The following is a 26665-nucleotide window of genomic DNA, read 5'->3' on the forward strand; positions in this document are numbered from 1 at the left end:
CGAACGGAAATCGGCGTCACGCCAGACGGCGGAGCGGTTCGCGATTGCAGAAGATCACCAGTTGCCCGGCATTCTCCACCACCGAGAATCCCCGCCGCCGCATCTCCTCCAGGAAGGCCTCGCGTCCGACGAAACGGTCCACGTCGCGCGCATTGCGCCGGATCACCGCCCCGGTCGCGGCGGCGCGCGAGCTGAACAGCTCGGCCAGGAATTGCTGCGGCGAGACGGGCTGCATCATCGACATGCCGCCAGCCTGCCGCGTCGGGGTTAAGATCCGGTTACCGCTTGCCGAAGATCGACCCCAGGATCCCGCGCACCAGCGCCTGCCCCGACCGCGAGCCCAACTGCCGGGCAAAGCTCTTGGCAAAGGCCGTGCCGACCGAATCCGACCGGCTTGCCCCGCGTTTCGGCCTGGCCTCGCGATAGCCCTCGCCGTCATAGCGCCGGGCGCGCTCGAACTCGCGCGTTTCCTCCGCCGCGCGCTCCTCCTCGGCCTCCGCCTCGCGCGCCGCCGCCTCGGCCCTGGCGCGCAGCTTCTCCCAGGCGCTTTCGCGGTCCAGCACCCGGTCATACTTGCCGCGCACCGGCGAGCCCGCGATCACCGCCGCCCGCGCCGCCGCGTCGATCGGCCCCAGCTGGCTGGAGGGCGGGCGCACCAGCGTCCGCTCGGCGATCCCCGGCACGCCCTTGGCTTCCAGGAGCGAGGTCACCGCCTCGCCGGTCCCCACCTCGCGGATCGCCTCGTCGATCTGGAAGCGCGGGTTCGGCCGATAGGTCTCGGCCGCGCGGGCCAGGTCCTTCTGGTCCTTCGCCGTGAAGGCGCGCAGCGCGTGCTGCACCCGGTTGCCCAGCTGCCCCAGGATCGCGTCCGGCACGTCCGCCGGGTTCTGGGTGATGAAATAGACCCCCACCCCCTTCGACCGGATCAGCCGCGCCACCTGCTCGACCTTCGCCACCAGGGCCTTCGGCGCGTCGTCGAACAGCAGATGCGCCTCGTCGAAGAAGAACACCAGCTTCGGCTTTTCGGGGTCGCCCACCTCGGGCAGCATCTCGAACAGTTCGGACAGCAGCCACAACAGGAAGGTCGCATAGAGCCGGGGCGCGTTCATCAGCCGCTCGGCCGCCAGGATGCTGATCCGCCCCAGCCCCTCGCCGTCCACCGTCATCAGGTCGGCCAGTTCCAGCGCCGGCTCGCCGAAAAGCCCCGCGCCGCCCTCGTTCTCCAGCACCAGAAGCCGCCGCTGGATCGCGCCGACCGATTCTTTCGACACCAGCCCGTAGCGGGCCGAGATGTCCTCGGCATTCTGCGCGAGGAAGGTCAGCAGCGCCTGCAGGTCCTTCAGGTCCAGCAGCGCCAGCCCCTCCTCGTCCGACAGGCGGAAGGCCACGTTCAGCACCCCCTCCTGCGCCTCGGACAGTTCCAGAAGCCGCGAGAGCAGAAGCGGCCCCATCTCCTCGACCGTGGCCCGCACCGGATGGCCCTTCTCGCCGAAGAGATCCCAGAAGATCACCGGAAAGGCGCGGTACTGCAGGTCAAGCCCGATCGTCGCCGCCCGCTTGGCAAAGGCCTCGTGCAGCTTGCCCGAGGCCGAGCCCGAAGCCGCGATCCCCGCAAGATCGCCCTTCACATCCGACAGGAAGACCGGCACGCCCGCCGCCGAAAAGCCTTCGGCCAGGACCTGCAGCGTCACCGTCTTGCCGGTCCCGGTCGCCCCCGCGATCAGCCCGTGCCGGTTGCCGTATTTCAGCAAAAGGCGCTGCGGCACCCCATAGCCCTCGCCGCCGCCGCCCAGGAAAATGCTGTCCGCCTGATCCGTCACTTCCGCCTCGCATCCTTAGGGGGGGCGCCTCGGCGCGGCCACCCGAACCACGGTTCCCTCGAACATACATCGTTGACCCGCCTGTGCCAGACCGAACGCATCGGAGGCCGGCGGTCCGGTCGGATGGCGCATTCTCCCTGTCGGCTGGTCGCGCCCCTGAAAAGGCGCGGTTTTCCTATCCGGGCCCGCGCGACCCTTGGCCGCAGAAACCCGTTGACCGCGCGAAAAATCCGCCGTAGCGTCCGGTTCCATGAAGTCGGCCAGTCCGACAGGGAGCAAAAACAACATCAGAAAAGGGCCGGTCCACCGGCCCTTTTTCATTTCCCGGGACCGCCCGGCAGATCGATGCTGATGACGCTTTTCTGACCTGACTTGCCCCGGTCGCCATGCTAGACCCGCCCCCCAAGACCAAGCCAGACGACCAAAGGATCTGTCCCCAAATGGCAAAGACCACGAGCACCGCGCTTGCCCTCGCCCTTGCGCTGATGGCCACCCCGCTTCTCGCCCAGACCACCGAAGCCCCGGCCGAGGGTGCGGCTCCGGCGGCCGAAGGCGCGGCCCCGGCGGCGGGCACCGACAACCTGTCCATGGGGGCCGAGGTCGGCGGCGGCGATGGCGTCGGCAGCAACTACACTGCCGCCACCTTCGACTCCTGGGAGCAGCGTTGCGTCCGCACCGAGAACGGGGTCGATCCCTGCCAGCTCTACCAGCTCCTGAAGGACGGCGAGGGCAATTCGGTCGCCGAGTTCACCATCTTCGGTCTGCCCGAAGGTGCGGGCGGCCCGGCCGTGGCCGGCGCCACCTTCATCGCCCCGCTCGAAACCCTGCTGACCGCCGGGATGCAGGTGCAGATCGACACCTCCAAGCCCAAGGCCTATCCCTTCACCTTCTGCACCCAGATCGGCTGCGTCGCCCGGCTCGGGTTCACGGCCGAGGAACTGGCGCAGATGAAGAACGGCGCGAATGCGACGCTGACCATCGTTCCCTTCGTCGCTCCCGACCAGACCGTGAAACTCACCATGTCGCTCAAGGGCTTCACCGCCGGCCTCGAGGCGGTGAACACCGCCAACGCCGCCGCCGACGCCGCGGCGAAAGCCGCCGCCGATGCCGCGCCCGCCGAAGCCGCCCCGGCCGAGGCTGCCCCGGCCGAAGGCGCCGCGCCCGCCGAAGGCACCGCGAACGACTGAGCGCGGATCCGCGCGAACCGGGGCCGGTCCGCAGGGGCCGGCCCTTTTCGTCTCAGGCCCGGCGGAAGGCCAGCACCGCGTTCAGCCCGCCAAAGGCAAAGGCATTCGACAACGCCGCCTCCACCCGCGCCTTCCGCGCGCCATCGGCCACCACATCCAGCGCGCAATCCGGGTCCGGGGCCTGGAACCCCACCGTCGGCGGCAGGATGCCCTCGGTCAGCGCCAGGATGCAGGCCATCGCCTCCAGCGCGCCGGTGGCCCCGATCGCATGGCCGTGCATCGCCTTGGTCGAGGAGACCGGCGGCACCGCCTCGCCGAACACCGCCCGGATCGCCCGCGCCTCGGAACGGTCGTTCAGAAGCGTTCCCGTGCCATGCGCATTGACATAGCCGACATCCCCGGCCGCCAGCCCCGCATCCGCCAGCGCCGCCCGCATCGCCCCGGCCGCGCCCCCCGGATCGGGCGCGACGATGTCGCCCGCATCGGCCGTCATCCCGAACCCCGCCAGTTCCGCCAGCACCCGCGCCCCCCGCGCCCGGGCATGCGCCTCGTCCTCCAGCACCAGCACCCCGGCCCCGTCGCCGATCACCATGCCCCTGCGCCCCAGCGAGAACGGCCGGCACATGTCCGGCGACAGCACCCGCAACCCCTCCCAGGCCTTCACGCCGCCAAAGCACAGCATCGCCTCGGCCCCGCCCGCGAGCATCACATCGGCCGCGCCAAGGCGGATCTGCTGCAACGCCAGCCCCAGCGCATGGTTCGCACTCGCGCAGGCCGAGGCGACCGAAAGCACCGGCCCCGAAGCGCCATGCCGGATCGACAGATGCGAGGCCGCCGCATTGTGCATCAGCCGCGGCACCACCAGCGGCGGCACCCGGTTCCGGCCCTCGGCGAAGACCGTCCGATAGCTCTCCTCCCAGGTCTGGATGCCGCCCGCCGCCGTGCCCATGATCACGCCCGCGCGCGGCCCGAGCGGCCCGGCCAGCCCCGCCATCGCCAGCGCCTCGCCCGCCGCGACCAGCGCATATTGCGTCACCCGGTCGTAAAGCGCGCGCTCCGGGGGGGTGAACCGCGCCTCGTCCCAGTCGCGGACCTCGGCGCCGACCCGGATCGTCAGCCGCCCGGCGTCGCGAAAGGTCAGCGGCCCGATCCCGGACCGCCCCACGCGGAAGGCCGCGAAGGTGCCCGGCACATCCCCCGCCAGCGCATTCACCGTGCCGATGCCGGTGACGACGACCCGCCTCATCCGCGAAGCAGCCGCTCGACGCCCGCCACGATGCTGCCCACGCTCTGGAAATCGAAATCCGGCTGGTCCGGCTCGTTGGCGTTGAAGGGCACGCTGATCCCGAACCGCTCTTCCAGCGCGAAGATCGCCTCGACCTTGCCCAGGCTGTCCAGCCCCAGGTCGTCGACCCGCGCATCCGGCGCGACCTCGGACGGCGGCAGCAGAAGCTGCGCCGCCAGAATCTCGATCACGACCGCCTCGATTCCCGCCCGGTCCAATCACTCCCCCTCCGGCAAGGGCCTTTCCAGCGCCGCGACCCGCGCCGCCAGACGCGGCAGGCGGCGCAGCGCCTTCTGGATCTCGACATGGGTCTCCATCTTCACCGCCGGATAGCCCAGAAGCACCCGCCCCGCCGGAGCATTGGTAAAGATCTTCGTGCCCCCGCCCGCGATCACGTCATCGCCGACGAAGATGTTGTCATTGACCCCGCATTGCCCGGCCAGCACCACCCGGTCGCCGATCCGGGCCGATCCCGCGATGCCGACCTGGCCGCACAGCAGGCAATCGCGGCCCACCTGCACGTTGTGGCCGATATGGACCAGGTTATCCACCTTGGTGCCCGAGCCGATCACCGTATCGCGGATCGTGCCACGGTCGATGCAGACGTTCGCGCCGATTTCCACGTCGTCCCCGATGGTTACGGCCCCAAGCGAATGTATGCGCGTCCAGCTTTGCCCCTTGATCTCGGCGCGGCTGCCCAGCGTCTCGCGGATCTCCTCGACCCCGGATTTCTCGGGCGTGACGAAACTGAACCCGTCCGCCCCGATCACCGCGCCCGGCTGGCAGATGAAACGCTCGCCAATGCTGACCCGCGCCCCGATCCGCGCGCCCTGCAGGATCAGGGCCCCCGCGCCGATGCGCGCGCCCTCGGCGATCGAGACATGGCTCGCGATCCGCGCCCCCGGCCCGATCCGCACGTCCCGGCCGATCACCACGAAGGGGGCGATGGCCGCGCCCGCGCCGATCACCGCCGAAGGGTCCACCACCGCCATCGGATGCACACCCGGCGCGATCTCCGGCCCCGGATCCATCAGCCGCGTCAGCCCGGCCATCGCCAGCCGCCCGCGCGGCGCGAAGATCGCCGCCTTCAATCCCATCGCCCGCCAGTCCGCCCCCGGCCAGACCACCGCCGCCCGCGCGCGGCCCCTGGCGATCCCCTCGGCATAGCGCGGGTCCATCGCCAGGGCGAGATCGTCCGGCCCCGCCGCCTGCGGCTCGGCCGCGCCCCGGACCGCAAGGTCAAGCTCGCCCTCGGCCTCGGCCCCCAGCGCCTGGGCAATGTCGCGGATCGTATGGGCCATCCTGTCCTCCGGCGGGGATCTTCCCTCCAGAATTACCCCCGAACGCCCGGCAGTTCCACCCCGGCCGCCGACAGCGCCTGCCACAGCGCCGCATCCCGCCCATAGACATCGCGCCGCCAGGTCATCCGGCCCTTCGCATCCGGATAGGCGGTGAAATAGACCAGATGCACCGGCAGATGCCGGTTCAGCTTCACCGTCGTCTCGCGCCCGGTCTCCAGCGCGGTCTCGAACTCGCCCTCGGCATCGTCGGTCTGCCAGGACAGAAGCTCATGCGCCAGGTCGAAGGGATCGGCCACGCGGATGCAGCCATGGCTGTAGGCGCGCACCTCCTTGTCGAACAGCGACTTGGACGGCGTGTCGTGCAGATAGATGTTGTAGGGGTTCGGGAACATGAACTTCACCTTCCCCAGCGCATTGTCGTCCGAGGGCGGCTGGCGCAGCGCATAGGGAAAGCTCCGCGCCGTATAGGCGCCGAAGTTGACCGAGCCGCGCGGCACCACCCGGCCCCGCCGGTCCACCACCTGCAGATGCCCGACCGCATTGGGGTTCTTCTGCAGAAGCGGCAGGTATTCCTTGACGATGATCGAGCGCGGCACCCCCCAGGACGGGTTGATCACCATATGCTCCATCTCGTCCGAGAATTCGGGGCTGCGCTGGTCGGGCACGTTCTTGCCGATCACCACCCGGGTTTCAAAGATGGTCCGGCCCTGGTCCACGATCCGCGCCTTGAAATCCGGCAGGTTCACCCAGACATGGCGCACATCGCGGTCGATATGCATCCAGCGTTCCCGCTCCAGCGCGACGACCACCGATTGCAGCCGCTCCTCCGGCGTGCGGTTCAGCTCGGCGATCGTGCCCTCGCCCAGCCTGCCGTCGGCGACCAGCCCGTTGTCCAGCTGGACCCGCTGCACCGCCGCCTGCAGCCCGGCGTCATAGCTGGCCGAGGCCGTGGCCCGCAGATAGCCCAGCCGCACCAGCCGGTCGCGCAGCGCCACCACCGCCGGCCCGGTCGCCCCCGGCTCCAGCGGCACCGCGGCCAAAGGCTCGCCCCAGCCGCCCGCCGCGATCACCGCCTCGAGGTCGAGCTTCGCCTTCATCAGCTGCACATAGACCGGAGAGTCCGGCACCAGTCCCGCCAGCACCGCCTCCGGCTCGCCCGTCGCGATCCGGGACAGCAGGACCTGCGGGTCGGGCCGCAGGATCTCGCGCAGGATGCCGCCGTCCACCGTCTTCGGCTCCAGCGCGCCCGAGGTCAGGTCCCCCGCCCAGGCCAGATAGGCCCGCGTCATCTGCACCTCGATCCGGCCCCGGTCGCCCTCGGTCGCGGCCGCGGCCAGCGCCGCCCGGATCGCCTCGGCATCATAGCGCGCGCGCGGCAGCCCGTGCAGGTCGGCCGTGGCCAGCGCCGCCAGCAGCGCCGCCCGCCGCGCCGCATCCTCCGGCCCGGTCCACAGCGTCCGGTAGCCCGTCGTCCGGTACCAGTCCGCGACCGCCGGCTCGGCCGAGGCGGTGGCCGCCAGCGATTGCGTGAAAGCCGAGGATTGCGTGAAAGCCGAGGTCTGGGCCCCCGCCCCCGGCGGGACCAGCAACAGCGCAAGCGACAACAGGGCGGACCGGACATTCGTCCCGGACACGGCGCAGACAGACATTAAGCCCCCATTCCAGATACTTGGGTCTTTTCCTCATCTAATCGTGAAAGCCGCGTGACTGTCCATTCACAAACCCGTCTGCCCCCGGCCGTCCGGGGTCATTGTCGTCGTTTGCGTGACAGTCAGGGGAAAAGCGGTGCATCGAAGCCACAGTCGGCAAGGTTCCACCGCGTTCAGCAAATATTTGCCGATTCACCCGCAGGTTCGGAACCGGACGGCAAACGGCGCTTGGGCTTCGATTCGACTTGTGCAATAAGATGGCAGCACTTGGGGATAAGTGGCACGAGAGCTGCACTAAGGCAGTCCAGGACAGCTACGGGGACAGGCGTTAGAATGACGGAAAACAAGCTTATCGGCGTCTCGCGGCGCGGCCTTCTTGGTGCGTTCGCGGCGACAGCGGTCGTGGCGGCACCGACCTACTCCAGCGCATTCGGGCTTCTGAAGGGCGCGGGCGACATCCGGAAGATCCGCATGTATTCGGGCCGCACCGGGGAAAGCATCGACACGATCTACTGGATCGAGGGTGAGTACATCCCGGAAGTGATGAAGGAAATCAATCACTTCATGCGCGACTGGCGCACCGACGACGTGGTCGGGATGGACATGCGCACGCTGGACATCATGGCCGCCTCGCACCGGCTGATGGACGTGGGCGAGCCTTACATGCTCCTCTCCGGCTATCGCAGCCCCAAGACCAATGCCATGCTGCGCTCGAAATCCGGCGGCGTCGCCCGGAACTCGCTGCACATGAAGGGCCAGGCGGCCGACCTGCGGCTCAAGTCGCGCTCGGTCGGACAGATGGCCAAGGCGGCCGCGGCCTGCTCCGCCGGCGGCGTCGGGAAGTATTCGCGCTCGAACTTCGTCCACATGGATTGCGGCCCGGTCCGCAGCTGGGGCGGCTGAGACCTTTCGATCTACCTGAAACAGGGCGCCTCCGGGCGCCTTTTTCATGCGCCCTCCACCGATCCGCATCCTCGCCACCTTCCGACGAGGAGACGAAGTCGAACGAGGAGGAACTACTCCGCTTCGTCCGGAAGCCCTGCCCCGCCCTCGATCTCGCGCCCGCGATAGCCCATCGCCACCACGAATTTCTCCGAACTGTCCGACCGGCTCGCCGGCGGCTTCACATTCGCCACCTTGCGGAAATTCCGCTTCAGCATCGCCTGCATCTCGTTCTCGGCCCCGCCCGCCAGCACCTTGGCGACAAAGGTTCCGCCATCCTCCAGCACGTCGAAGGCAAAGGCCAGCGCCGCCTCGACCAGGGCCACGATCCGCAGATGGTCGGTCGACTTGTGCCCGGACGAGGCCGCGGCCATGTCCGACATCACCACATCCGCCCGCCCGCCGAGCCAGGACTTCACCTTCTCGTCCGCGTCATCGGACAGGAAGTCCAGCTGGTGGATCTCCGCCCCCGCGATCGGCTCCACCTCCTGCAGGTCCACGCCCAGGACCGTGCCCACCGGCTTTTTCGGGTTCTGCCCCAGGGCATTGACCCGCACCACCGCCACCTGGCACCAGCCGCCGGGCGCGCAGCCCAGGTCCACCACCCGCGCGCCGGGCTTGAGGAACCCGTACTTGTCATCCAGTTCCAGGATCTTGTAGGCCGCCCGGCCGCGATAGCCCTCGCGCCTGGCCTTCTGGACGTAAGGATCGTTCAGCTGCCGCTCCAGCCACAGCGTGGACGACAGCTTGCGCCCCTTGGCGGTCTTGACCCGCACCCGCAGCTCGCGCTGCCCGCGCCCCGAATTCGGCTTGTCATTCATCTGTAGGGCCCGTCCGCCAGCACGCCATCCGCGCTCATCTGCGCGTAGAGAAGCCCCTCCCTAAGCCCCCGGTCGGCGACCGACAAGCGGTCCGTGGGCCAGATCCGCATCAGGGCCTGCAGGATCGCCGCGCCGGACATGATCAGCGCATGGCGGTCGCGCCCGATCCGCGGATCGCTCAGCCGCCCCTCCGGCCCCAGCGCTAGGTATTCCCGGATCACCAGGTCGATCTGGTCGCTGGTCATCTGCAACCCGTCCACCTTGGTCCGGTCATAGCGTTTCAGGTTCAGGAAACTCGCCGCTACCGTCGTCACCGTGCCCGAGGTGCCGATGATCTGGAACCCCTCGCGCGGATTGTCCGAGTTGTAGGGGCTGAAACTGGCCAGGTTCTCCTCGAAGAACCAGCTCATCAGCGCAAAGCGCGCCGCGTCGTCGTCGACGTCGATGAACTGGTCCTTCAGCGTCGCCACCCCCAGCGGCACCGAGATCCAGTCCACCACCCGCGCGGCCGGCCCCTCGCCCTGCGCGTCGAACCCCATGTGCAGCCGCATGATCGCCTTCGCCCGGTCCGCGGCCAGGACCGCCGACAGGTCGATCCACACCAGCTCGGTCGAGCCGCCGCCGATGTCCACCACCAGAAGCTGCTCGGTCGAGGGGCTGACCAGCGGCGCGCAGGAAATCACCGCCAGCCGCGCCTCTTCCTCGGGGGTGATGATCTCCAGCGCAAGGCCGGTCTCGCGCCGGACCTGGCGGATGAAGTCGCGGGCGTTGCGCGCCCTCCGGCAGGCTTCGGTCGCGACCAGCCGCATCCGGCCGACCCCGTTCTTGATCAGCTTCTTCTCGCAGATCCGCAGCGCCTGGATCGTCCGCCCCATCGACGGCCGCGACAGCCGCCCCGTGGCCTCCAGCCCGACGCCCAGCTGCACGGTCTTGGAGAAGCTGTCGACGATCGAGAACTGACTGCCCATCGGCTGGGCAATCAGCATCCGGCACGAGTTTGTGCCAAGGTCCAGCGCCGCGTAAAGCGGTGCCGACCCTGGGTCGGGAAGGGCCGACGGGCCATCGGCGCGGGAAACGGGTGCCGGAATCTCCCGGACCGTCTCGACCTGCGCGTCAGTCGCGTCCGCCCTACGGGGACGCACGGGCGTCATGACCGCCCTCCATATGTGGTTGCGGGAAAGGTAGTCGCGAACCGGCAAGGGCGCAAGTGGCCTGTCCGCAGCCTTGCCGGGGCGGTCCTGCCCCCTTCATCATCTGCATGAAGATTTTTCCGGCCCCCAGCCCCTCGCGCCCCCTTCCCAAGTCCTCCTGATCGCGACAAGTTGACAGGGGTCGCTTACATCCTTCGCCATGTCGAAAACCGACACTGCCTGTCGCGACCGCGCGACTATCAACTGGGGCACAGCAGCCAAGGGGAATCAGCGGAAATGGCCGAAATCACCGTCGTATTCTGGCGCGACATTCCGGCCCAGGTCATCGTCGGCAAGGGCCGGCGCGGATCGAAGGTCCAGCTTCCCGAACGCTTCGAACAGGCCATCGACCGCTGCGCCATGAAAGTCGGCGCGCGCGACACCGATGCCTATCTCGCCGAATGGCGCAAGGCCGTGGTGGCCGAGGAGGAGGGCGATCCCGACGCCCTCGCCGCCGCCCATGCCGCCCGCCTCGAGGCCGAGTTCGACACCCCGCGCCTCAAGGCGCTGATCGACGCCGAAGGCTGGGCCAAGGCCTGAGCCCATCATGACCCTTAAGGAGACCGTCATGGCCCTGTTCAACTTCCGCCGCAAGGACGACGCCCCCGCCACCGGCCAGCCGCTCGAAGGCTTCCTCAAGGGCTATTCGATCGAGGTCATGCCGCGCACCGCCGAGAAGGTGGAAAGCTTCCGCGACATCCTGCCGACCGGGACCCGCGTCTACATCGCCCATATCGACGGCACCCCGGTCGAGGAGATGATCGCCACCGCCAGGCGCATCGGCGCCGAGGGCTTCGACGTGATGCCGCATTTCCCCGCGCGCATCATCAAGGACAAGGCCACGCTCCTCGACTGGGTCGCGCGTTACCGCGACGTCGGCGTCGAAGAGGGCCTGCTCCTCGCCGGCGGCGTCGCCACCCCGGTGGGCGAGTTCTCCACCTCGATGCAACTTCTCGAATCCGGGGCCTTCACCGGCTTCAAGCGCCTGCATGTCGCCGGCCACCCGGAAGGCAACAAGGACATCGACCCCGACGGATCGGACCGCATGGTGATGGAAGCCGCCCGCTGGAAATCCGCCTTCATGGAACGGACCGACGCGAAGATGGCCATGGCCACCCAGTTCTGCTTCGAGGCCCAGCCGGTGATCGACTGGGTCAACCGCCTGCAGGCCGAGGGGATCAAGCTTCCCGTCCACATCGGCATCGCCGGCCCCGCCAAGCTGCAGACCCTGATCAAGTTCGCCATCGCCTGCGGCGTCGGCCCCTCGCTCCGCGTGCTGCAGAAGCGCGCGATGGACGTGACCAAGCTCCTGCTGCCCTACGAGCCCACCGAAGTGCTGGAGGGCCTCGCCGCCCACAAGGCCGCGAACCCCGGCTTCGGCATCGAGCAGGTCCATTTCTTCCCCCTGGGCGGCATCAAGACCAATGCCCAGTGGGTCACCGAAAACGGCGGCGCCTCGGGCACCCCGGCCAGCGCAACCGCCTGAGAAAAAGGTTCAGGAATGACCCGTACTGTCGTTGAATCCAAAACGAAAACCGTCACCATCGGCTTTGACGAGCCCTTCTGCGTGATCGGCGAACGCATCAACCCCACCGGCCGCAAGAAGCTCGCCGCCGAGCTTGAGGCCGGCAATTTCGAGACCGTCATCAAGGACGCGCTGGAACAGGTCGCCTGCGGTGCCACCGTCCTCGACATCAACTCGGGCGCGGTCTTCACCAACATGATGGCCAAGGACCCGCGCTACGCCGACAACAACTTCGTCGAGCCGCCGCTGATGAAGCAGCTGATCGAGATCGTCCAGGGCGTGACCGACGTGCCGCTCTGCATCGACTCCTCGGTCCCCGGCGCGCTGGAAGCCGGGCTGATGGCCTGCGAAGGCCGCCCGCTCCTGAACTCCGTCACGGGCGAGGAGGAACGGCTGGAACTCGTCCTGCCGCTGGTCAAGAAATACAACGTGCCGGTCGTCGCGATCTCGAACGACGACACCGGCATCTCGCCCGATCCGGACGTCCGCTTCGCCGTGGCGAAGAAGATCGTCCAGCGCGCCGCCGATTTCGGCATCCCGGCGCATGACATCGTCGTCGACCCGCTGGTGATGCCCGTGGGCGCCATGGCTTCGGCCGGCCAGCAGGTCTTTGCCCTGGTCCGCCGCCTGCGGGAAGAACTTGGCGTCAACACCACCTGCGGCGCCTCGAACATCTCCTTCGGCCTGCCGCACCGCCACGGCATCAACGGCGCCTTCCTGCCGATGGCGATCGGTGCGGGCATGACCTCGGCGATCATGAACCCCGTCCGCCAGCAGGAGATGGAGGCGATCCGCGCCGCCAACTTCCTGATGAACCACGACGCGAACGGCGGCGAATGGATCCGCTTCGCCAAGGTGCTGGAGACGGTGGAAACCGGCATGAGCTTCGCCGAAGCCTCCGCCGCCGCCGCGCAAGCCGCCGGTGGCCGTCGCGGCGGCCGTCGCGGCCGGGCCTGACCCCTGCGGGGTGGGCGACACGCCCACCCTGCCCCACCCCCCGGCCGGACCCGGCGCGGCCATCGCCCATCCCGCCCCCGCGCTTGCTCTTTTGACAAATACTCCCGCCGGAGGCTCCGACGCCTCCCACCCGCCGCACCGCCGGTTCTGGGGCCCGGGCTGTCTCACCCACCCCGCCGCGCCGGCCTTCACCTTTGCGGCACCGCGCGCCGGGCCCGGTTGCACCCGCCGAACGGCCTTGGCACCCTGCCCTGGCCAGTTGCCGGAAGACCAGATGACCCCGTCCCGCATTGCCGCTCTCTGGCTCCTCGCAGCCGCAGCCGCCAGCGCGCAGGACCTCGGCTTGCCGCTCGCCGCCACCGGACGCACCGCCGTCGAGACCGGCCTCGACCTCGCCGCCTCCGCCCTCGCCGGCGCGCTTCGGCACTCCCGGGATCAGGCACGGGCCGAGGGCACCCTTCCGATGCCGCCCCGGATCCGCGAGGCTCTCCTCGACTGGTATCCCGCCGATCTGCTGGACGGCATCACCTACCGCATCGGCACGACCGAGACGGCCACCGTCCAATCCTTCTCGATCCGCTACGGCGAGGCGACCGCGGTCGCGGCAATCGACACCATCACCTTCGCCGACCCCTGGGACGCCGAGAACAACATCGCCCTCTGGGGCCATGAGGTGAAGCATGTCGAGCAATTCCGCGCCTGGGGCGTCTACGGCTTCGCCCGTCGCTACCTCCGCGACCACGACGCGGTGGAGCGCGACGCCTACGCCATCGGCGCGGCCCTCAAGGCGCTGCACGGCGGCGGCTGAGCGCCTGCCGCGATTCCCGACACCGCGCCCCGGCGCGCGTCCGAAACCCGGCTTGGCAAGGTTCGCCGCATTGACACGGGCCGGCGCGCCCGGCTTCCATCGCCTCATGCTTCATTCTGCATATTGGAGATCTTGCCGATGACCCTCCGCCCCCTCACCGCCGCCCTGATCCTGCTCTGCACCGGCGCCGCCATGGCGCAGGACGCCCCGCCCAACGCCACCTGCCGCGCGAATGTCGACGCGAAGGACATGATGGAGGGGCCCTGCTTCGTCGATCGGTCCGATTCCACCGTGCTCATCATCCATGATGTCACGCAGAATGCCGATGGATCGCTGCACTACGGGCAGTTCTTCTACCTGATCAAGGACGGCGGCACGGCCGATGTGTCCTATGGCGAGGATGGCTCCGGCCACGCCCATACCCCCTTCGGCCAGTTCGAGGCGACCGGGGTGCATGACGGCTTCGACTGCTACGCCGCCCAACGCGGGGAAATCTGCTATCGGATGGCCGACTAAAGCTGCGGGCGTGGGGCGCAAGGCAGGCACCGCCAATCCTTGGCAACACCCCAACGCCCACAACCAGACTTCGGCGTTTGTCCACCGTGGACGCTATCCCGCCACCGCCCGCAGGCTCGCCGCCCGCGCGGGCGGCACCCGGTCCACCTCGACGCAGGTCAGGACATGCAGCGTGTCCAGTTCCCGGTCCACCACCGCGTGATCCGAGACCCAGCCCCCCATTCCCAGATAGGTCCTGAGCAGCGGCGGCAACCCGGCGAGCGAGGCCCTGCGATCCGCCACCGGCCCGGCCAGCGCCGGATAGTCCACCACCTCCGCCGCCTTCCGCCCCGGCAGATGGTCCTCCGGCCCGATGAACTCCGCCGCCAGCAGCGCCAGCCCGGCCCGATGCACCTGCCAGCCCGCGCCCCGGAACGAGGTGCAGCCCAGGATCAGCCCGGCCTGCCCCTCGTCCACGATCCGCGTCATCGCCCCCCAGGCCAGCCGCAGCACGTCCGGATGCACGCCCCCCGGCGCCACGCAGAATCGCCCCATCTCGGCGATGGGCCGGGCATAGCCCGAAAGCGGGCCGAGATCGTAGAACCGCGCCGCATAGCCCTGCCCGAGACCCGCGCCCCAGCCGAACAGCATCACCCGGAAATAGGCGAAGAGCTGCCCGCCGTCCTCAACCATCAGATGCGCCGAGAGCGCGTCCTGCGCGTCCTCCTCCTGGCCCGAGGCGCGGGGAAAGGCCGCCCGGCGCAGGGCCATCACCCGCGCCATGTCGACCGGCCCCTCGGCCAGCCGCGCCACCATCCCGCCTGTCCGGATCGGCTCCACCCTTTTCCCCCGCGCCTGCCGCGCCTAGATTACCCTGAAAGGAGACCCGCATGGAAAAGATCGTCAAGACCGATGCCGAATGGCAGGCCGAACTGTCCGACCTCGCCTACAGGGTGACCCGCCAGCACGGCACCGAACGCGCCTTCACCCAGGACAATTTCCCCAAGGGCCCCGGCACCTTCCGCTGCGTCTGCTGCGATGCGCCGCTGTTCGACGCCGCCACCAAATACGACAGCGGCTCGGGCTGGCCCAGTTTCTACGCCCCCCTCGATCCCGAACGGCTGGGCGAGCAGTCCGATACCAGCCATTTCATGCGCCGCACCGAGGTGCATTGCGCCCGCTGCGAGGCGCATCTGGGCCATGTCTTCCCCGACGGCCCCGCCCCCACCGGCCTGCGCTACTGCGTCAACGGCGTTGCGCTGCGCTTCGAGCCCGAGGCCTGATCACTCCTGCAGCATGCCCGGATTGAACTGGCCGATATTGCCCAGAAGCTGCTGGATCAGGTTCAGGCCCTTGACGTTGGTCTCGGTCACCCGGCGCGAGATCTCGACGACCTTGCCGTCCTCCAGCCCGAAGCGGCCGATGTTCTCGACCACGCCGGCCTCGTTGAAGGTGATCGCCAGCACCTGGCGCTCGATCTCCTTCGGCTGGCGCGGGCCGATATGGCGGTAGCGGCTCTGGACGTAGTACCAGCCCTCGTCGTTCAAGAGGCCCGAGGTCGAGGGCCGGCCGATCTTCTGGCCCACCGTCTCGCGCGTGTCGGTGCCGACCACGACCTGGGCCAGCTCGTCCTCGGCCGGGACATAGCCGTGGTTGCGGATCACCGGAGAGCAGGCGGCGATCGCGACGCCAAGAACCAGCGCCAGGCCGCTCCTGCGCAGGCTTGGGCCTGCCGCCAGGACCGCGTGCGCCAACCGGATTACTGCCATGCCTGCCCTCATGCCCAATGCTGGATCGGCGGGCCGGGGCCCCTCCGAACGCGGGTTCTTCAAAACCCCTGGGCTTCGGGATAACAGATGCACAGGCCCATGTTCAAGAATGGAACGCCGGACCTGCCCCGCGCGTTGCCCCTTGCCCCAGACCGGATCCGCCATGACCGACAAAGACCGCCCCACCCGGCTGCGCACCGCGACCCTCAGCCCGCGCAAGCCCACCCGCTTCCGCCATGAGGCCGACGGTGCCGAGCGGACCGCGCTCGCCGGCGACCTCGGGCTCCTGGCGCTCGACCGGCTGGCGCTGGAGGGCGAGATCCGCCCCGCGGGCCGCGACGAGCTGGTGCTCGAGGCCCGGCTCCTGGCCAGCGCCACCCAGGCCTGCGTCGTGACGCTTGCCCCCGTCCCCGCCCGGCTGGACGAACCCGTGCGGCGGCGCTATGTCGCCGGCCTCGCCACGCCCGAGGGCGACGAGGTCGAGATGACCGGGGACGACAGCCTCGACCCCCTGCCCGAGGTGATCGACCTGGCCGAGCTTGCGGCCGAGGCCCTGGCGCTGGCCCTGCCGGAATATCCCCGCGCGCCGGGGGCCGAACTGGGCGAGGCGGTCCATGCCGCGCCGGGGGTCGAGCCGCTGACCGATGCCGCGCTCAAGCCTTTCGCCGGCCTTGCCGGGCTTGCGGGCAAGCTTGCCGCCAAGCCCGGCGGCGGCCCGGAGGACGAGGCTTAGGCGCCGGCGAAAAGGGGCTTGCACCGCCCCGGAATCCGAGTATGTTCCGCGCCTTATTCAAGCTGTGAAGCAGCATGCGTCGGCTATTGTCCACAGGGCAGGCCAGGCTGTTGCGGAACAAAGGAAAACCGGGGCCTCCCGTCCCCACTGCCCGAAGGTTGAGACATGGCTGTCCCGCAGAACCGCACCACGAAATCCCGCCGCAACATGCGCCGCGCGCATGACGCCCTTGTTGCCGCCAATCCGAACGACTGCCCGAACTGCGGCGAGCTGAAGCGCCCGCACCACGTCTGCAGCGCCTGCGGCCACTACGATTCGCGCGAAGTCGTCTCGATGGCGCGCGAAGTGGACCTGGACGAGGACGCGGCGTAATCCACGCCCCGCGCGACGTTCCCATGGCCACCGGACCCTCGTCTGTGTCTGCCACGGCTTCCGAGCGTGTCGTCATTTCGGTGGACGCCATGGGTGGCGACCGGGGGCCGGCGGCGGTGGTTGCCGGCCTTGTCGACTCGCTGGCCCAGCATGACCGGCTGGACGTGATCCTGCATGGCGACGAGGCGGCGCTCCGGCCGCTGCTGGACCGCCATCCCGACCTTGCCCCCCGCATCACGCTGCGCCACGCCGACCGCGCGGTGACGATGGAGGACAAGCCCAGCCAGGTCATGCGCCACGGCCAGGGCACCTCGATGTGGTCGGCGATCGATTCCCTGCGCGAGGGCGAGGCGGCGGCCGCCGTCTCCTGCGGCAATACCGGCGCGCTGATGGCGGTGTCGATGCTGCGCCTGCGCAAGATGCCGGGGCTGAACCGCCCGGCCATCGCCAGCCTCTTTCCCACCCCGAAGCCCGGCAAGATGAACGTCATGCTCGACATGGGCGCCGACGTGAAGGCCGATCCGGGGGACCTCCTGCAATTCGCCTTCATGGGCGCCTCCTACGCCCGCAACGGCCTTGGCCTGCCGCGCCCGCGCGTCGGCCTCCTGAACGTCGGCACCGAAGAGCACAAGGGCCGGGCCGAGCTGCAGGAGGCGCATGCGCTTCTGGGCAAGCGCGCCGGGGCCGGGGATTTCGACTATGTCGGCTTCGTCGAGGGCACCGACATCCTCTCGGACCGGGTCGATGTGATCGTGACCGACGGCTTCACCGGCAATGTCGCGCTGAAGGCGATCGAGGGCACCGCCCGTCTGGTGAGCGACCTCATGCGGCAGACCCTGACCAGCACGCTGATGGCCAAGCTCGGCGCGCTGATGGCGCGTGGCGCGCTGGGGCGGCTGCAGCGCCGGATCGACCCGCGCCGGGTGAATGGCGGGGTGTTCCTCGGCCTCAACGGCACGGTGATCAAGTCGCATGGCTCGGCCGATTCGACCGGGATCGCGGCGGCGATCGGGCTGGCCTACCAGCTGGCCCAGGTCCACTTTCTCGAGCGTCTGGCCGCGCGGGTTGCATCCGCCGAGGCCGCAGGGCAGGATGGCGGCCGTGTGGGTCCCGCCAACGGGACGGGGAGCAGTCCGACCGAATGACGATACGCGCCGTAGTGAAAGGCGTCGGGCACTATCTTCCCGACCGCATTGTGCCGAACAGCGAATTCGAGGCGATCGTCGAGACTTCGGACGAATGGATCCGCTCGCGCTCGGGGATCGAGCGGCGGCATTTCGCGGCCGAGGGGCAGCTGACCTCCGACCTCGCCGCCCGCGCCGCCCGCGCCGCGCTGGCCGATGCCGGGATCGCGGCCGGCGACATCGACACGATCATCGTCGCGACCTCGACCCCCGACCTCACCTTCCCCTCGGTCGCCACCATGGTCCAGGCCGAACTCGGGATGACCCGCGGCTTCGCCTTCGACGTCCAGGCCGTCTGCGCCGGATTCGTCTATGCGCTGGCCAATGCCAATGCGCTGATCGTCTCGGGCCAGGCCCGCCGCATCCTCGTCATCGGGGCCGAGACCTTCAGCCGGCTGATGAACTGGCAGGATCGCACCACCTGCGTCCTCTTCGGCGACGGCGCGGGCGCGCTGGTGCTCGAGGCCGCCGAGGCTGCGGGCACGCCCGCCGACCGGGGGATCCTGTCCACCGACCTGAATTCGGACGGGCGCTTCAAGGACATCCTCTACGTCGATGGCGGCACCTCGACCGGAACCACCGGGCATCTGGTGATGGAAGGCAAGGAAGTCTTCCGCCATGCCATTGAAAAGCTTGCGCAAACCGCGCATCACGCGCTGGACAAGGCCGGGCTGACGCCCGACGATGTCGACTGGATCGTGCCGCACCAGGCCAACCTGCGCATCATCGAGGGCACGGCTAAGCGGATGCAGGTCCCGATGGAGCGTGTCGTCGTCACCGTGCAGGACCATGGCAACACCTCGGCCGCCTCGATTCCCCTCGCCCTCTCGGTCGGCAAGGCGCGCGGCCAGATCAAGCCCGGCGACCTTCTGGTGACCGAGGCGATCGGCGGCGGGCTGGCCTGGGGCTCGGTCGTCCTGCGCTGGTAGCCGCCTCTCAACCGCGTGCCGCAAGTGGTTGATATTGACTCGATAATCCATCCGGCCCAATCTCGCCAAAACAGCCACGTGGGGGACGTGATGAGCGAGAAGACCTTGACCCGGATGGATCTCAGCGAAGCCGTCTTTCGCGAGGTCGGGCTCAGCCGCAACGAATCCGCCAATCTGGTGGAAAGCGTGCTGCAACACATGTCCGACGCCCTGGCCCAGGGCGAGACGGTGAAGATCTCCTCCTTCGGCACCTTTTCGGTGCGCGCGAAATCCGCCCGCGTCGGCCGCAATCCCAAGACGGGCGAGGAAGTGCCGATCTCGCCGCGCCGGGTGCTGACCTTCCGGCCCTCGCATCTGATGAAGGACCGCGTGGCAGCGGGCACCAAACGCTGAGGAATACCCCCGGAATGGACAAGTCGCCGGACGCCTTCCGCACCATAAGCGAGGTCGCGGACCAGCTGGAGACGCCCGCCCATGTGCTGCGCTTCTGGGAAAGCCGTTTTCCGCAGATCCGCCCGGTCAAGCGGGCCGGAGGGCGGCGCTACTACCGGCCCTCGGACGTGGCGCTCCTGACCGGGATCAAGCGTCTGCTGCATGACGAGGGGCTGACGATTCGCGGCGTGCAGAAGATCCTGCGCGACCATGGCGTGCGGCATGTGGCGGGCCTGTCGGACGAGACGGTCGCGCTGGACAGCCTGATCGCCATGCCCGAGGCCGCGGAGGCCACAGCCGAAGGCCCGCCCCCCGAGGCGACCGCCGCGGAGACCGCCGGGGAAATCCCCGAGGCCGCCTTCATCGCCATCGAGGACGAGGACGAGGACGAGGTCGTGCTCCCCGAGCCTCCGCCCCCGCCCCGGCCCCGCCCGCCGCCGGTCCAGCCCGTCCTGCCCCTGTTCGAGGCCGCCGCGGCCCGCGCGCCGGAACCGCGCCCCCCGGCCTCGCCCCGCGACGACGCGACCTTTGCCAGCCGGATCAGGCGCTTGCCCGCCGGCAGCCTCGCGGCGGCCCGGCCGGAACTGGCGCGGATCGCCGGACGGCTCGCGGCGCTGCGCGCCCGGCTGGCCGATCGCGCCGAAGGCGGATCCGCGTGAAGAATGATGCGCTTTCCCGCTTGCGCCGGCCCGGAATACGGGTATGTATCGCCCCGTGTCGGGCCGTAGCGCAGCCTGGTTAGCGCGTCCGTCTGGGGGGCGGGAGGTCGAGAGTTCGAATCTCTCCGGCCCGACCATCGAAAACCCGCCCGCCTGCCCCCTGGCAGTGCGGGCGGTTTCACTTCTGGCCGTCGGGGGGACGCCGTGACGACATCCGGGGTGTTGCCCGCGCAGGACCTGCGCCAGTTGATCGGAACCGGCGCGCTTGCCGCCGATCCCGCGATCCGCGACGACCAGATCCAGCCCGCCAGCCTCGACCTGCGCCTCGGCCCCGTCGCCTATCGCGTCCGCGCCTCGTTCCTGGCCGGCCATGGCCGCAGCGTGCGGGACCGGCTGCAGGAATTCACCATGCACCGGGTGAACCTGGCCGAAGGCGCCGTCCTGGAGAAGAACTGCGTCTACGTGATTCCCCTGGCCGAGCGCCTCGCCCTGCCCCCCGGCCTGACCGCCGTCGCCAATGCCAAAAGCTCCTCCGGCCGGCTCGACCTCCTGACCCGCACCATCACCGACGGCGGGATCGAGTTCGACCGCATCGCCGAAGGCTACCACGGCCCGCTCTACGCCGAGGTCTGCCCGCGCAGCTTCTCGGTCCTGGTGCGCGAGGGCCAGCGCCTGAACCAGATCCGCTTCCGCCAGGGCCAGGCCACCCTCTCCGACGCCGAGCTTGCCGCCCTCCACGCGCGCGAGCCGCTGGTCACCGGCGAGGCGGTGATCTCCGAGGGCCTGGGTTTCTCGGTCGACCTGAAGCCCGCCAGCGGCACGCTGGTCGGCTACCGCGCCAAGCCGCATGCCGGGGTGATCGACCTTGACCGGATCGGCCATTACCCGGTCGCCGATTTCTGGGAGGAGCTGCACAGCCGCGACGGCCGCATCATCCTGGACCCCGGCGCCTTCTACATCCTGGTCAGCCGCGAGGCGGTGACGATCCCGCCGGACTATGCCGCCGAAATGGCGCCCTACCTTGCCATGGTCGGCGAATTTCGCGTCCATTACGCCGGCTTCTTCGACCCCGGATTCGGCCATGCCGCCGCCGGAGGCGCAGGCTCGCGCGGGGTGCTGGAGGTGCGCTGCCACGAGGCCCCCTTCGTGCTGGAGCACGGCCAGGTCGTGGGCCGCCTGGTCTACGAACACATGAAGGAACGCCCCGAAACCCTTTACGGGGCCGGGATTTCCTCGAACTACCAGGGCCAGGGCCTGAAGCTCGCCAAGCAGTTCCGCATGGCATAGGCGCGACGCCAGGTCGGAAAGACCCGCGCTTTTGGCGAATTCTGTTGCCGCAAGTTCACATTCCTGCCATTTCCTCGCAAATCCGCCATCCAGCGCCTTGCAAACGCCGCAATGCGACGCAACATCGGTGGAAGGCGACAGAGCCAGCGAACGGAGCAGTCAGATGGCCACCCAGCAACCGAACCCCCAGCAAGGCGGCAGTTCGGGTCAGTCACAGCAACAGCAGCAACAGGCCGGCAGCGCGCCGCAGCAGCCGGGCCAGCAGGCCGGGCAGCCGATCTTCCGCGACTGGGCGGCGATCTGAGGCACAAGCCCCGTTGACAGTCTTCGGGCCAGCCGCAAGGCTGGCCTTCGTCGTTCCAGCCCCCCGTCCTGTCCCCGCGTCCTGCGCCCATGCCCAGCCCGGTCTCCTCGATCCCGAACCTCGGCCCCGCCTCGGAGCAGGCCTTCGCCCGCGCCGGCATCGCCAGCGCCGAGGAGATCCGCGCCCTCGGCCCCGACGAGGCCTACCGGCGCCTCCTGGCCGCCGGCTCCAGGCCGCATTTCATCGGCTATTACGTCCTGGTCATGGGCCTGCAGGGCCGGCCCTGGAACGACTGCAAGGGCGAGGAGAAGAAGGCGCTGCGCAAACGCTTCGACACCCTCTGCGCCGGGTTCAACCGCTCGGAGGCGAAGCTGCGGGCGGACATGGAGGCGATGCTGGGCTTCCTCGGCGTCGTCGAACGCGGCTGAGGACCGCAAGCCGGGCGAATCGCCAGCCTATGGCAGATCGGCGGAAATGGTGCCCCCAGAGGGACTTGAACCCCCGACCCTCTGATTACAAATCAGATGCTCTACCAGCTGAGCTATAGGGGCCACCGGCCTTCCAGATAGCCTCGCGCGCCCCCCCGCGCAAGGGTTCAGTCCTTCTGCTCGCGCGCCAGGACCGCCACTGCCGCCATGCCGACCGCCATCACCACCAGCGCGGCCGGGGCGGCCTCGCTCAGCCGCTCCAGGCTGGCCAGTTCGAAGACGCGGGTGGCCAACGTGTTATAGTCGAAGGGCCGCAAGAGCAGCGTCGCCGGCAGTTCCTTCACGCAATCGACGAAGACCACCAACAGCGCCGTCAGGACCGAGCCGCGCATCAGGGGCAGGTAGACCGCCGCCAGCGTCCCCCCCGGCGTCCGCCCCAGCGAGCGCGCGGCCATCGGCAGGCTGGGCGCCACCCGGCCATAGGCCGCATCCAGCGCGCCCTGGGCGATGCCGAAGAATCGCACCAGATAGGCCAGCCCCAGCGCGAAGGCGGTGCCGGTGATCAGAAGGCCGGGGTCCCGGCCCGTCGCGGCCAGCACCGCATCGGCAAGCCGGTGGTCCAGCGCGGCCAGCGGGACCAGCAGCCCCAGCGCCAGCACCGCCCCCGGCGCGGCATAGCCGATCAGCGTCACCGGCAGCACCATGGCGGCGATCCGGCTGCCGGCCATCCGCAGCGCATAGACGAGGTAGAGCGCCGCCCCCACCGTCGCCAGCGCCGCGACTCCGGCCACGACCAGCGTGTTGCGCAGGGCCTCGACCAGGCCGGGGGCCAGCCAGCCCTGCGGTGCGGCCAGGCTTTGCGCCGCCATCACCCCCACCGGCAGCAGGAACCCCCCCGCGACCGGGAACAGGCAGAGCGCGCTCGCCAGCCAGGCCCGCGCCCCGGTCAGCGGCTGCGGCTCGACCGCGCGGGCGCCGCGGCCCAGCCGGTGAAACCGCGCCTTGCCCCGCCCTGCCCGCTCAAGCCCGACCAGAAGCAGGATCAGCGCCAGGATCACCAGCGCGATCTGCGCCGCCCCCCCGGCATTGCCGCCGTTCAGCCAGGTCGAGAAGATGCCGGTGGTCAGCGTCTGCACCCCGAAATGCTGCACCGTGCCGTAGTCGGCCACCGTCTCCATCAGCGCCAGCGCCACCCCCGCCGCCACCGCCGGACGCGCAAGCGGCAGGCCCACCCGCAGGAAGACCGCGACCGGCCCGCAGCCAAGCGCGCGCGCGACCTCGTAGCTCCGGCCCGACTGCTCGCGCCAGGCGGCCCGGGCCAGGAGATAGACGTAAGGATACAGCGCGAAGGACAGCACCAGCACCGCCGCCCAGAGCGAGCGCGTCTCGGGGAACCAGTAGTCGCGCGCCGTGCTCCAGCCGAAGGCGGCGCGCAGGGCGGATTGCAGCGGGCCGGCATAGTCCAGGAAATCCACCAGCGCATAGGCCCCGACATAGGCCGGGATCGCCAGCGGGAACAGCAGCGCATGTTTCAGCCAGAAACGTCCCGGAAACTGGTACTGGCTGACCAGCCAGGCCGCCCCCGTCCCCATCATCGCGGTCAGCGCCGCCACCCCCAGCATCAGCCCCAGCGTCGTCGCCATGTAGCGCGGCAGCACCGTGGCCATCAGATGCGGCCAGATGTTCTCGGTCGGCGTCAGCGCCAGCCACAGGATCGACACCACCGGCGCCAGCACGACGACGGCAATCGCCAGCGCCCCCGGAGTCCAGAGGTCGGGGCGCATGCGGCGCGGGGACTGGTCAAGTTGACTGAAACGCTCGGTCATCGCCCGATGCCTCTAGCGGAAAGCGGTTGGACTGTCCAGAAAAGCCCGTATAGTCGCGCCCGGATGCGGCCCGGATGCGGCCGGAGTGAATCGGGGCCAATGCGTATCGTCTTTCATCTCGGGGCCCATTGCACCGACGAGGACCGGCTGGTCCGCTGCCTTCTGAAGAACCGCGCGCTGCTGGCCGAACAGGGAATCGTCGTCCCCTCGCCCACCCGCTACCGCAAGCTGCTGCGCGACACCGCCCTGCAGCTGAAGGGGGCCGCCGCCTCGGACCAGACCCAGGCGATGATCCTGGACCAGATCATGGACGCCGAGGGGGCCGGGCGGCTGGTGCTCAGCTGGGACAGTTTCATGTCCTTTCCGGCCTGGGCGGTGCGCGGAAGGCTCTACGATTCCGCGGGCGAGCGGATCCGCGCCTTCACCCGGATCTTTCCCGACTTCCAGCCCGAGTTCCACCTGGCGATCCGCAACCCCGCGACCTATCTTCCGGCGCTGAAGGCCAGGGTCGCCGAGCGCGGCCAGGATCCCGCCCTGGTCGAGGCCGATCCGCTCGCGCTTGCCTGGTCCGATGCGATCCGGCAGATCCTGTCCTGCAATCCCGGCGTGCCGCTGACGGTCTGGTGCGACGAGGATACGCCGCTGATCTGGCCCGAGGTGCTGCAGGCGGTCTCCGGCCATCGCCCGGGCACCGTCCTGCAGGACAACGAGGATGTGCTGGCGCTGACGCTGACCGAGCCGGGCCTGGCCGAGCTGCGGGCCCATTGCGCCGAACACCCGCCGGAAAGCGTCGCCGAGCGCCGGCGGATCGTCAGCGATTTCCTCGACAGGTTCGCCCGGCCCGAGGCGATCGAGACCGTCGTCGACATGCCGGGCTGGACCCAGGGCACCGTCGACGCGCTGACCGCCCGCTACCACGCGGACGTGAACCACATCCGCCGGATGGGCCGGGTGACCTTCCTCGAGCCTTAGCTCATTCCCAGCGCGGCCTTGTAGATCTCCAGCACCGCTTCTTCCTCGGCGATCTCGTCCGGCTTGCGCTTGCGCAGCGCGATCACCTTGCGCATCACCTTGGTGTCATAGCCCCGGCCCTTGGCCTCGGCCATCAGCTCCTTCTGCTGCTCGGTGACGTCCTTCTTCTCGGATTCAAGCTGTTCGTAGCGTTCGATGAACTGGCGCAGTTCGTCGGCGGTCACGGCATAGGGGTCGTTCGCATCGGCCATGGCGGTCTCCAAAGGGATGAAGGGCTTCCTACCCCGCCCGGCCCCCGGGGTTCAAGCGGGAAGGGTTGCGCCGCGCGGGCCAAAGCGGTAGCGACGCCGGGCGATAATCGGGGGACGGGTGATGCAGGCACTGATCTGGGGCGGCGCGGTCCTGACGCTTCTGGGCGTGGCGGGCCTGGTCTGGTGCGTCCGGCGCGCGCTCAAGGCCCGGCGGGCGGGGCTGCCGGACGATGCGATGCGCGCCGAACTGCAACGCATCGTGGCGATCAACCTCGCGGCGCTCGGGCTTTCGATCCTCGGGCTGATGTTCGTCGTGGTGGGGATCTTCTTCGGCTAGACCGGCATGTTGTCGAAATCGGCTTCCGTCTCGGCATCCGTCTTCGGCTCGGCCAGGGGCACGCTGCCCGACATCACCCCCTTCAGGGCCTGCATCTCGGCCAGAAGCAACGCCAGCCCCTGTTCCTGCAACGCGATCCCGGCCGAGAGCAGCTCGGCTTCCGCCTGAATCAGGTCTTCCGAAGTCTTTCCGGTCATTTCGCACAACTCCTGCACAGGGGGGTCCAGGGAAGGGCGTCCAGCCGCTCCTCCGGGATCTCGGCGCCGCAGCGGACACATTCGCCATATTCGCCCGCCTCGATCCGCTGCAACGCGGCGTGGATCTTGCGGATCTCGGCCTGCCCGGCCTCGCCCGTCGCCTCCAGCACCTCGTCGCCCTCCCGCTCGGCGGCCAGATCGTCCCAATCCGGGTTCTGGTGCGATTCGAGTTCATCCTCGATCGCCTCGAGCCGGGCGCCAAGCTCGGCGAGGCGGCGTTCAAGCTGCGCCTTGCGCTGGGGGATCGGGGTCTTTCCGCTGGCCGTCATTCGGTCCTCCTTCAACTTTGCAACCATCGCACGAAACCCGGCCCGCCGCCTTGACCCACGTCAAGCTTCCGCTTCCGCTTTCGCCCCGCGGCCGCTAAACAGGCGCCAGCCGCAGCCCGAGGACAGAATGATGGACATCCGCCCGCTCACGCCCGATTACGCGGTCTCGCCGCAGATCGCCCCCTCCGACCTGCCGGCGATCAAGGCGGCGGGCTATACCACCATCCTCGACAACCGCCCCGACGGCGAGATCCCGGCCGAGTTGCACACCCCCGCCATGCGCGCCGCGGCCGAGGCGCTGGGTCTGGCCTTCATCGCCAATCCGGTGATCGGCGGCGCGCTGACCATGGAGAATGTCGCGGCCCAGGGCGCGGCCATCGCCGCGGCGACCGGGCCGGTGCTGGCCTATTGCGCCTCGGGCAACCGCTCCTCGATCTGCTGGGCGCTGGCCCATGCCGGCAAGCGCCCGGTGGAGGAATTGATCGGCCTGCCCGCGCGCCACGGCTACCAGCTGGAGCATCTGCGCCCGCAGCTCGAGGCGCTGGCGCGCGAGGTCTAGGCTGTGAACTCATAAACGGGATTTCCGCGGGTTCTGAAGCGTGATTCACTCGCCTCGATGGAGGTGGTGATGGCGCGTTTTGATCTTTCGGACTTCGAATGGGATCTGATCCGAGCG

The 26665-nt window shown here is 69.4% G+C and carries 34 protein-coding genes and 2 tRNA genes; 21 read left to right on the top strand and 15 right to left on the bottom strand.

The genetic code is table 11. The annotated features are described in order from the left end of the window. Nucleotides 1-16: 16 nt before the first annotated feature. Together ACE3UA_RS08435 and ACE3UA_RS08440 are read right to left on the bottom strand one after the other, a co-directional pair. Nucleotides 17-244: an N-(5'-phosphoribosyl)anthranilate isomerase gene (locus tag ACE3UA_RS08435; RefSeq protein ID WP_197641510.1), complete on the bottom strand. Its 228-nt coding sequence runs from the start codon at nucleotides 242-244 to the stop codon at nucleotides 17-19. A 34-nt stretch (nucleotides 245-278) separates the two neighbouring features. After that, complete coding sequence (locus ACE3UA_RS08440; RefSeq protein ID WP_374644026.1) at nucleotides 279-1820, bottom strand: helicase HerA-like domain-containing protein; 1542 nt, start codon at nucleotides 1818-1820, stop codon at nucleotides 279-281. A gap of 440 nt (nucleotides 1821-2260) precedes the next feature. Between ACE3UA_RS08440 and ACE3UA_RS08445 the strand changes: the two genes are divergently transcribed. Beyond that, nucleotides 2261-3007 (top strand): invasion associated locus B family protein, encoded by a 747-nt coding sequence (locus ACE3UA_RS08445; RefSeq protein WP_374644028.1) that lies wholly within the window; start codon nucleotides 2261-2263, stop codon nucleotides 3005-3007. A gap of 52 nt (nucleotides 3008-3059) precedes the next feature. On the opposite strand, the gene ACE3UA_RS08450 is transcribed toward ACE3UA_RS08445, so the two are convergent. Genes ACE3UA_RS08450 through ACE3UA_RS08465 form a run of 4 tightly spaced genes read right to left on the bottom strand, consistent with a single transcriptional unit; the run spans nucleotide 3060 to nucleotide 7242 of the window. Beyond that, nucleotides 3060-4253: a beta-ketoacyl synthase gene (locus tag ACE3UA_RS08450; protein WP_374644030.1), complete on the bottom strand. Its 1194-nt coding sequence runs from the start codon at nucleotides 4251-4253 to the stop codon at nucleotides 3060-3062. Beyond that, nucleotides 4250-4510, bottom strand: coding sequence for an acyl carrier protein (locus tag ACE3UA_RS08455; RefSeq protein WP_206760969.1), 261 nt, complete (start codon nucleotides 4508-4510; stop codon nucleotides 4250-4252). Before ACE3UA_RS08455 ends, ACE3UA_RS08450 begins: the two co-directional genes overlap by 4 nt. Beyond that, nucleotides 4511-5593 (bottom strand): UDP-3-O-(3-hydroxymyristoyl)glucosamine N-acyltransferase, encoded by a 1083-nt coding sequence (gene lpxD / locus ACE3UA_RS08460; protein ID WP_374644033.1) that lies wholly within the window; start codon nucleotides 5591-5593, stop codon nucleotides 4511-4513. It lies immediately after the preceding gene. A 32-nt stretch (nucleotides 5594-5625) separates the two neighbouring features. After that, nucleotides 5626-7242 (bottom strand): murein L,D-transpeptidase, encoded by a 1617-nt coding sequence (locus ACE3UA_RS08465; RefSeq protein WP_374644035.1) that lies wholly within the window; start codon nucleotides 7240-7242, stop codon nucleotides 5626-5628. Nucleotides 7243-7575: 333 nt separating this feature from the next. Between ACE3UA_RS08465 and ACE3UA_RS08470 the strand changes: the two genes are divergently transcribed. Continuing rightward, nucleotides 7576-8145: a YcbK family protein gene (locus ACE3UA_RS08470; RefSeq protein WP_374644037.1), complete on the top strand. Its 570-nt coding sequence runs from the start codon at nucleotides 7576-7578 to the stop codon at nucleotides 8143-8145. Nucleotides 8146-8258: 113 nt separating this feature from the next. Here ACE3UA_RS08470 and ACE3UA_RS08475 read toward each other — a convergent pair whose 3' ends face one another. Both ACE3UA_RS08475 and ACE3UA_RS08480 read right to left on the bottom strand, forming a co-directional pair. Continuing rightward, complete coding sequence (locus tag ACE3UA_RS08475; RefSeq protein WP_374644039.1) at nucleotides 8259-9005, bottom strand: RlmE family RNA methyltransferase; 747 nt, start codon at nucleotides 9003-9005, stop codon at nucleotides 8259-8261. Continuing rightward, entirely contained in the window at nucleotides 9002-10156 is a 1155-nt protein-coding gene (locus ACE3UA_RS08480; protein ID WP_374644041.1) for a Ppx/GppA phosphatase family protein, read from the bottom strand. The genes ACE3UA_RS08475 and ACE3UA_RS08480 overlap by 4 nt, the downstream gene beginning before the upstream one ends. Before the next feature lie 276 nt (nucleotides 10157-10432). Between ACE3UA_RS08480 and ACE3UA_RS08485 the strand changes: the two genes are divergently transcribed. The 5 genes from ACE3UA_RS08485 to ACE3UA_RS08505 all read left to right on the top strand — a co-directional run bounded on the left by ACE3UA_RS08485 (nucleotide 10433) and on the right by ACE3UA_RS08505 (nucleotide 14001). Continuing rightward, nucleotides 10433-10735 (top strand): virulence factor, encoded by a 303-nt coding sequence (locus ACE3UA_RS08485; protein ID WP_374644043.1) that lies wholly within the window; start codon nucleotides 10433-10435, stop codon nucleotides 10733-10735. A 28-nt stretch (nucleotides 10736-10763) separates the two neighbouring features. Continuing rightward, nucleotides 10764-11681 (top strand): methylenetetrahydrofolate reductase, encoded by a 918-nt coding sequence (locus tag ACE3UA_RS08490; RefSeq protein ID WP_374644097.1) that lies wholly within the window; start codon nucleotides 10764-10766, stop codon nucleotides 11679-11681. Nucleotides 11682-11696: 15 nt separating this feature from the next. After that, nucleotides 11697-12677, top strand: coding sequence for a methyltetrahydrofolate cobalamin methyltransferase (locus ACE3UA_RS08495; protein ID WP_374644045.1), 981 nt, complete (start codon nucleotides 11697-11699; stop codon nucleotides 12675-12677). Nucleotides 12678-12951: 274 nt separating this feature from the next. Continuing rightward, nucleotides 12952-13485, top strand: a complete 534-nt coding sequence (locus ACE3UA_RS08500) for a DUF4157 domain-containing protein (protein WP_374644047.1) — start codon at nucleotides 12952-12954, stop codon at nucleotides 13483-13485. A 138-nt stretch (nucleotides 13486-13623) separates the two neighbouring features. Then, nucleotides 13624-14001, top strand: coding sequence for a hypothetical protein (locus ACE3UA_RS08505; RefSeq protein ID WP_374644049.1), 378 nt, complete (start codon nucleotides 13624-13626; stop codon nucleotides 13999-14001). 93 nt (nucleotides 14002-14094) lie between these two features. Here ACE3UA_RS08505 and ACE3UA_RS08510 read toward each other — a convergent pair whose 3' ends face one another. Next, complete coding sequence (locus ACE3UA_RS08510; RefSeq protein WP_374644051.1) at nucleotides 14095-14820, bottom strand: GNAT family N-acetyltransferase; 726 nt, start codon at nucleotides 14818-14820, stop codon at nucleotides 14095-14097. Nucleotides 14821-14870: 50 nt separating this feature from the next. Here ACE3UA_RS08510 and msrB point away from each other — a divergent pair, with 50 nt between their 5' ends. After that, the gene (gene msrB, locus ACE3UA_RS08515; protein ID WP_374644053.1) at nucleotides 14871-15263 is read left to right on the top strand and encodes a peptide-methionine (R)-S-oxide reductase MsrB; all 393 of its coding nucleotides are present in this window, start codon (nucleotides 14871-14873) and stop codon (nucleotides 15261-15263) included. Here the strand turns inward: msrB and ACE3UA_RS08520 are convergent, their stop codons facing one another. Next, nucleotides 15264-15749: an outer membrane protein assembly factor BamE gene (locus ACE3UA_RS08520; RefSeq protein WP_374644055.1), complete on the bottom strand. Its 486-nt coding sequence runs from the start codon at nucleotides 15747-15749 to the stop codon at nucleotides 15264-15266. A 163-nt stretch (nucleotides 15750-15912) separates the two neighbouring features. Here ACE3UA_RS08520 and ACE3UA_RS08525 point away from each other — a divergent pair, with 163 nt between their 5' ends. The 10 genes from ACE3UA_RS08525 (at nucleotide 15913) to ACE3UA_RS08570 (ending at nucleotide 22077) form a co-directional block, all read left to right on the top strand. After that, nucleotides 15913-16482 carry a YceD family protein gene (locus tag ACE3UA_RS08525; RefSeq protein ID WP_374644057.1) on the top strand — a complete coding sequence of 190 codons (570 nt, stop codon included), beginning with the start codon at nucleotides 15913-15915 and terminating at the stop codon, nucleotides 16480-16482. Between the two features lie 165 nt (nucleotides 16483-16647). Then, nucleotides 16648-16854, top strand: a complete 207-nt coding sequence (gene rpmF / locus ACE3UA_RS08530; protein ID WP_103256027.1) for a 50S ribosomal protein L32 — start codon at nucleotides 16648-16650, stop codon at nucleotides 16852-16854. Between the two features lie 23 nt (nucleotides 16855-16877). Then, nucleotides 16878-17999 (top strand): phosphate acyltransferase PlsX, encoded by a 1122-nt coding sequence (plsX, locus tag ACE3UA_RS08535; RefSeq protein WP_374644059.1) that lies wholly within the window; start codon nucleotides 16878-16880, stop codon nucleotides 17997-17999. Then, nucleotides 17996-18967 carry a beta-ketoacyl-ACP synthase III gene (locus ACE3UA_RS08540; protein ID WP_374644061.1) on the top strand — a complete coding sequence of 324 codons (972 nt, stop codon included), beginning with the start codon at nucleotides 17996-17998 and terminating at the stop codon, nucleotides 18965-18967. Before plsX ends, ACE3UA_RS08540 begins: the two co-directional genes overlap by 4 nt. A gap of 78 nt (nucleotides 18968-19045) precedes the next feature. Beyond that, on the top strand, nucleotides 19046-19360 hold the full coding sequence (gene ihfA, locus ACE3UA_RS08545) for an integration host factor subunit alpha (protein WP_374644063.1): 315 nt from the start codon (nucleotides 19046-19048) through the stop codon (nucleotides 19358-19360). A 14-nt stretch (nucleotides 19361-19374) separates the two neighbouring features. After that, entirely contained in the window at nucleotides 19375-20058 is a 684-nt protein-coding gene (locus ACE3UA_RS08550) for a MerR family transcriptional regulator (protein ID WP_374644065.1), read from the top strand. A gap of 59 nt (nucleotides 20059-20117) precedes the next feature. After that, nucleotides 20118-20195 (top strand) — tRNA-Pro (locus ACE3UA_RS08555). Between the two features lie 67 nt (nucleotides 20196-20262). Continuing rightward, nucleotides 20263-21345, top strand: a complete 1083-nt coding sequence (locus ACE3UA_RS08560) for a 2'-deoxycytidine 5'-triphosphate deaminase (RefSeq protein WP_374644067.1) — start codon at nucleotides 20263-20265, stop codon at nucleotides 21343-21345. A 163-nt stretch (nucleotides 21346-21508) separates the two neighbouring features. Beyond that, on the top strand, nucleotides 21509-21649 hold the full coding sequence (locus ACE3UA_RS08565; protein ID WP_374644069.1) for a hypothetical protein: 141 nt from the start codon (nucleotides 21509-21511) through the stop codon (nucleotides 21647-21649). Nucleotides 21650-21738: 89 nt separating this feature from the next. Beyond that, nucleotides 21739-22077, top strand: a complete 339-nt coding sequence (locus ACE3UA_RS08570; RefSeq protein WP_374644071.1) for a TfoX/Sxy family protein — start codon at nucleotides 21739-21741, stop codon at nucleotides 22075-22077. A gap of 47 nt (nucleotides 22078-22124) precedes the next feature. On the opposite strand, the gene ACE3UA_RS08575 is transcribed toward ACE3UA_RS08570, so the two are convergent. Further along, nucleotides 22125-22200 (bottom strand) — tRNA-Thr (locus ACE3UA_RS08575). A gap of 44 nt (nucleotides 22201-22244) precedes the next feature. Further along, nucleotides 22245-23903, bottom strand: coding sequence for an ABC transporter permease (locus tag ACE3UA_RS08580; RefSeq protein ID WP_374644073.1), 1659 nt, complete (start codon nucleotides 23901-23903; stop codon nucleotides 22245-22247). Nucleotides 23904-24002: 99 nt separating this feature from the next. Between ACE3UA_RS08580 and ACE3UA_RS08585 the strand changes: the two genes are divergently transcribed. After that, nucleotides 24003-24875, top strand: a complete 873-nt coding sequence (locus ACE3UA_RS08585) for a hypothetical protein (protein ID WP_374644075.1) — start codon at nucleotides 24003-24005, stop codon at nucleotides 24873-24875. On the opposite strand, the gene ACE3UA_RS08590 is transcribed toward ACE3UA_RS08585, so the two are convergent. Further along, nucleotides 24872-25126, bottom strand: coding sequence for a DUF2312 domain-containing protein (locus ACE3UA_RS08590; RefSeq protein WP_374644077.1), 255 nt, complete (start codon nucleotides 25124-25126; stop codon nucleotides 24872-24874). The genes ACE3UA_RS08585 and ACE3UA_RS08590 overlap by 4 nt on opposite strands. Nucleotides 25127-25247: 121 nt before the next feature. Here ACE3UA_RS08590 and ACE3UA_RS08595 point away from each other — a divergent pair, with 121 nt between their 5' ends. Then, nucleotides 25248-25463, top strand: a complete 216-nt coding sequence (locus ACE3UA_RS08595) for a hypothetical protein (protein WP_374644079.1) — start codon at nucleotides 25248-25250, stop codon at nucleotides 25461-25463. Here ACE3UA_RS08595 and ACE3UA_RS08600 read toward each other — a convergent pair. Then, entirely contained in the window at nucleotides 25460-25660 is a 201-nt protein-coding gene (locus tag ACE3UA_RS08600) for a hypothetical protein (RefSeq protein ID WP_374644081.1), read from the bottom strand. The genes ACE3UA_RS08595 and ACE3UA_RS08600 overlap by 4 nt on opposite strands. Continuing rightward, nucleotides 25657-25989: a TraR/DksA family transcriptional regulator gene (locus ACE3UA_RS08605; RefSeq protein WP_374644083.1), complete on the bottom strand. Its 333-nt coding sequence runs from the start codon at nucleotides 25987-25989 to the stop codon at nucleotides 25657-25659. Before ACE3UA_RS08605 ends, ACE3UA_RS08600 begins: the two co-directional genes overlap by 4 nt. 130 nt (nucleotides 25990-26119) lie before the next feature. Here ACE3UA_RS08605 and ACE3UA_RS08610 point away from each other — a divergent pair, with 130 nt between their 5' ends. Further along, nucleotides 26120-26548: a TIGR01244 family sulfur transferase gene (locus tag ACE3UA_RS08610; RefSeq protein ID WP_374644085.1), complete on the top strand. Its 429-nt coding sequence runs from the start codon at nucleotides 26120-26122 to the stop codon at nucleotides 26546-26548. Nucleotides 26549-26665: the final 117 nt, after the last annotated feature.

Source organism: Tabrizicola sp. (assembly GCF_041919135.1).
In the GTDB taxonomy this organism is placed as follows: Bacteria; Pseudomonadota; Alphaproteobacteria; order Rhodobacterales; family Rhodobacteraceae; genus Tabrizicola.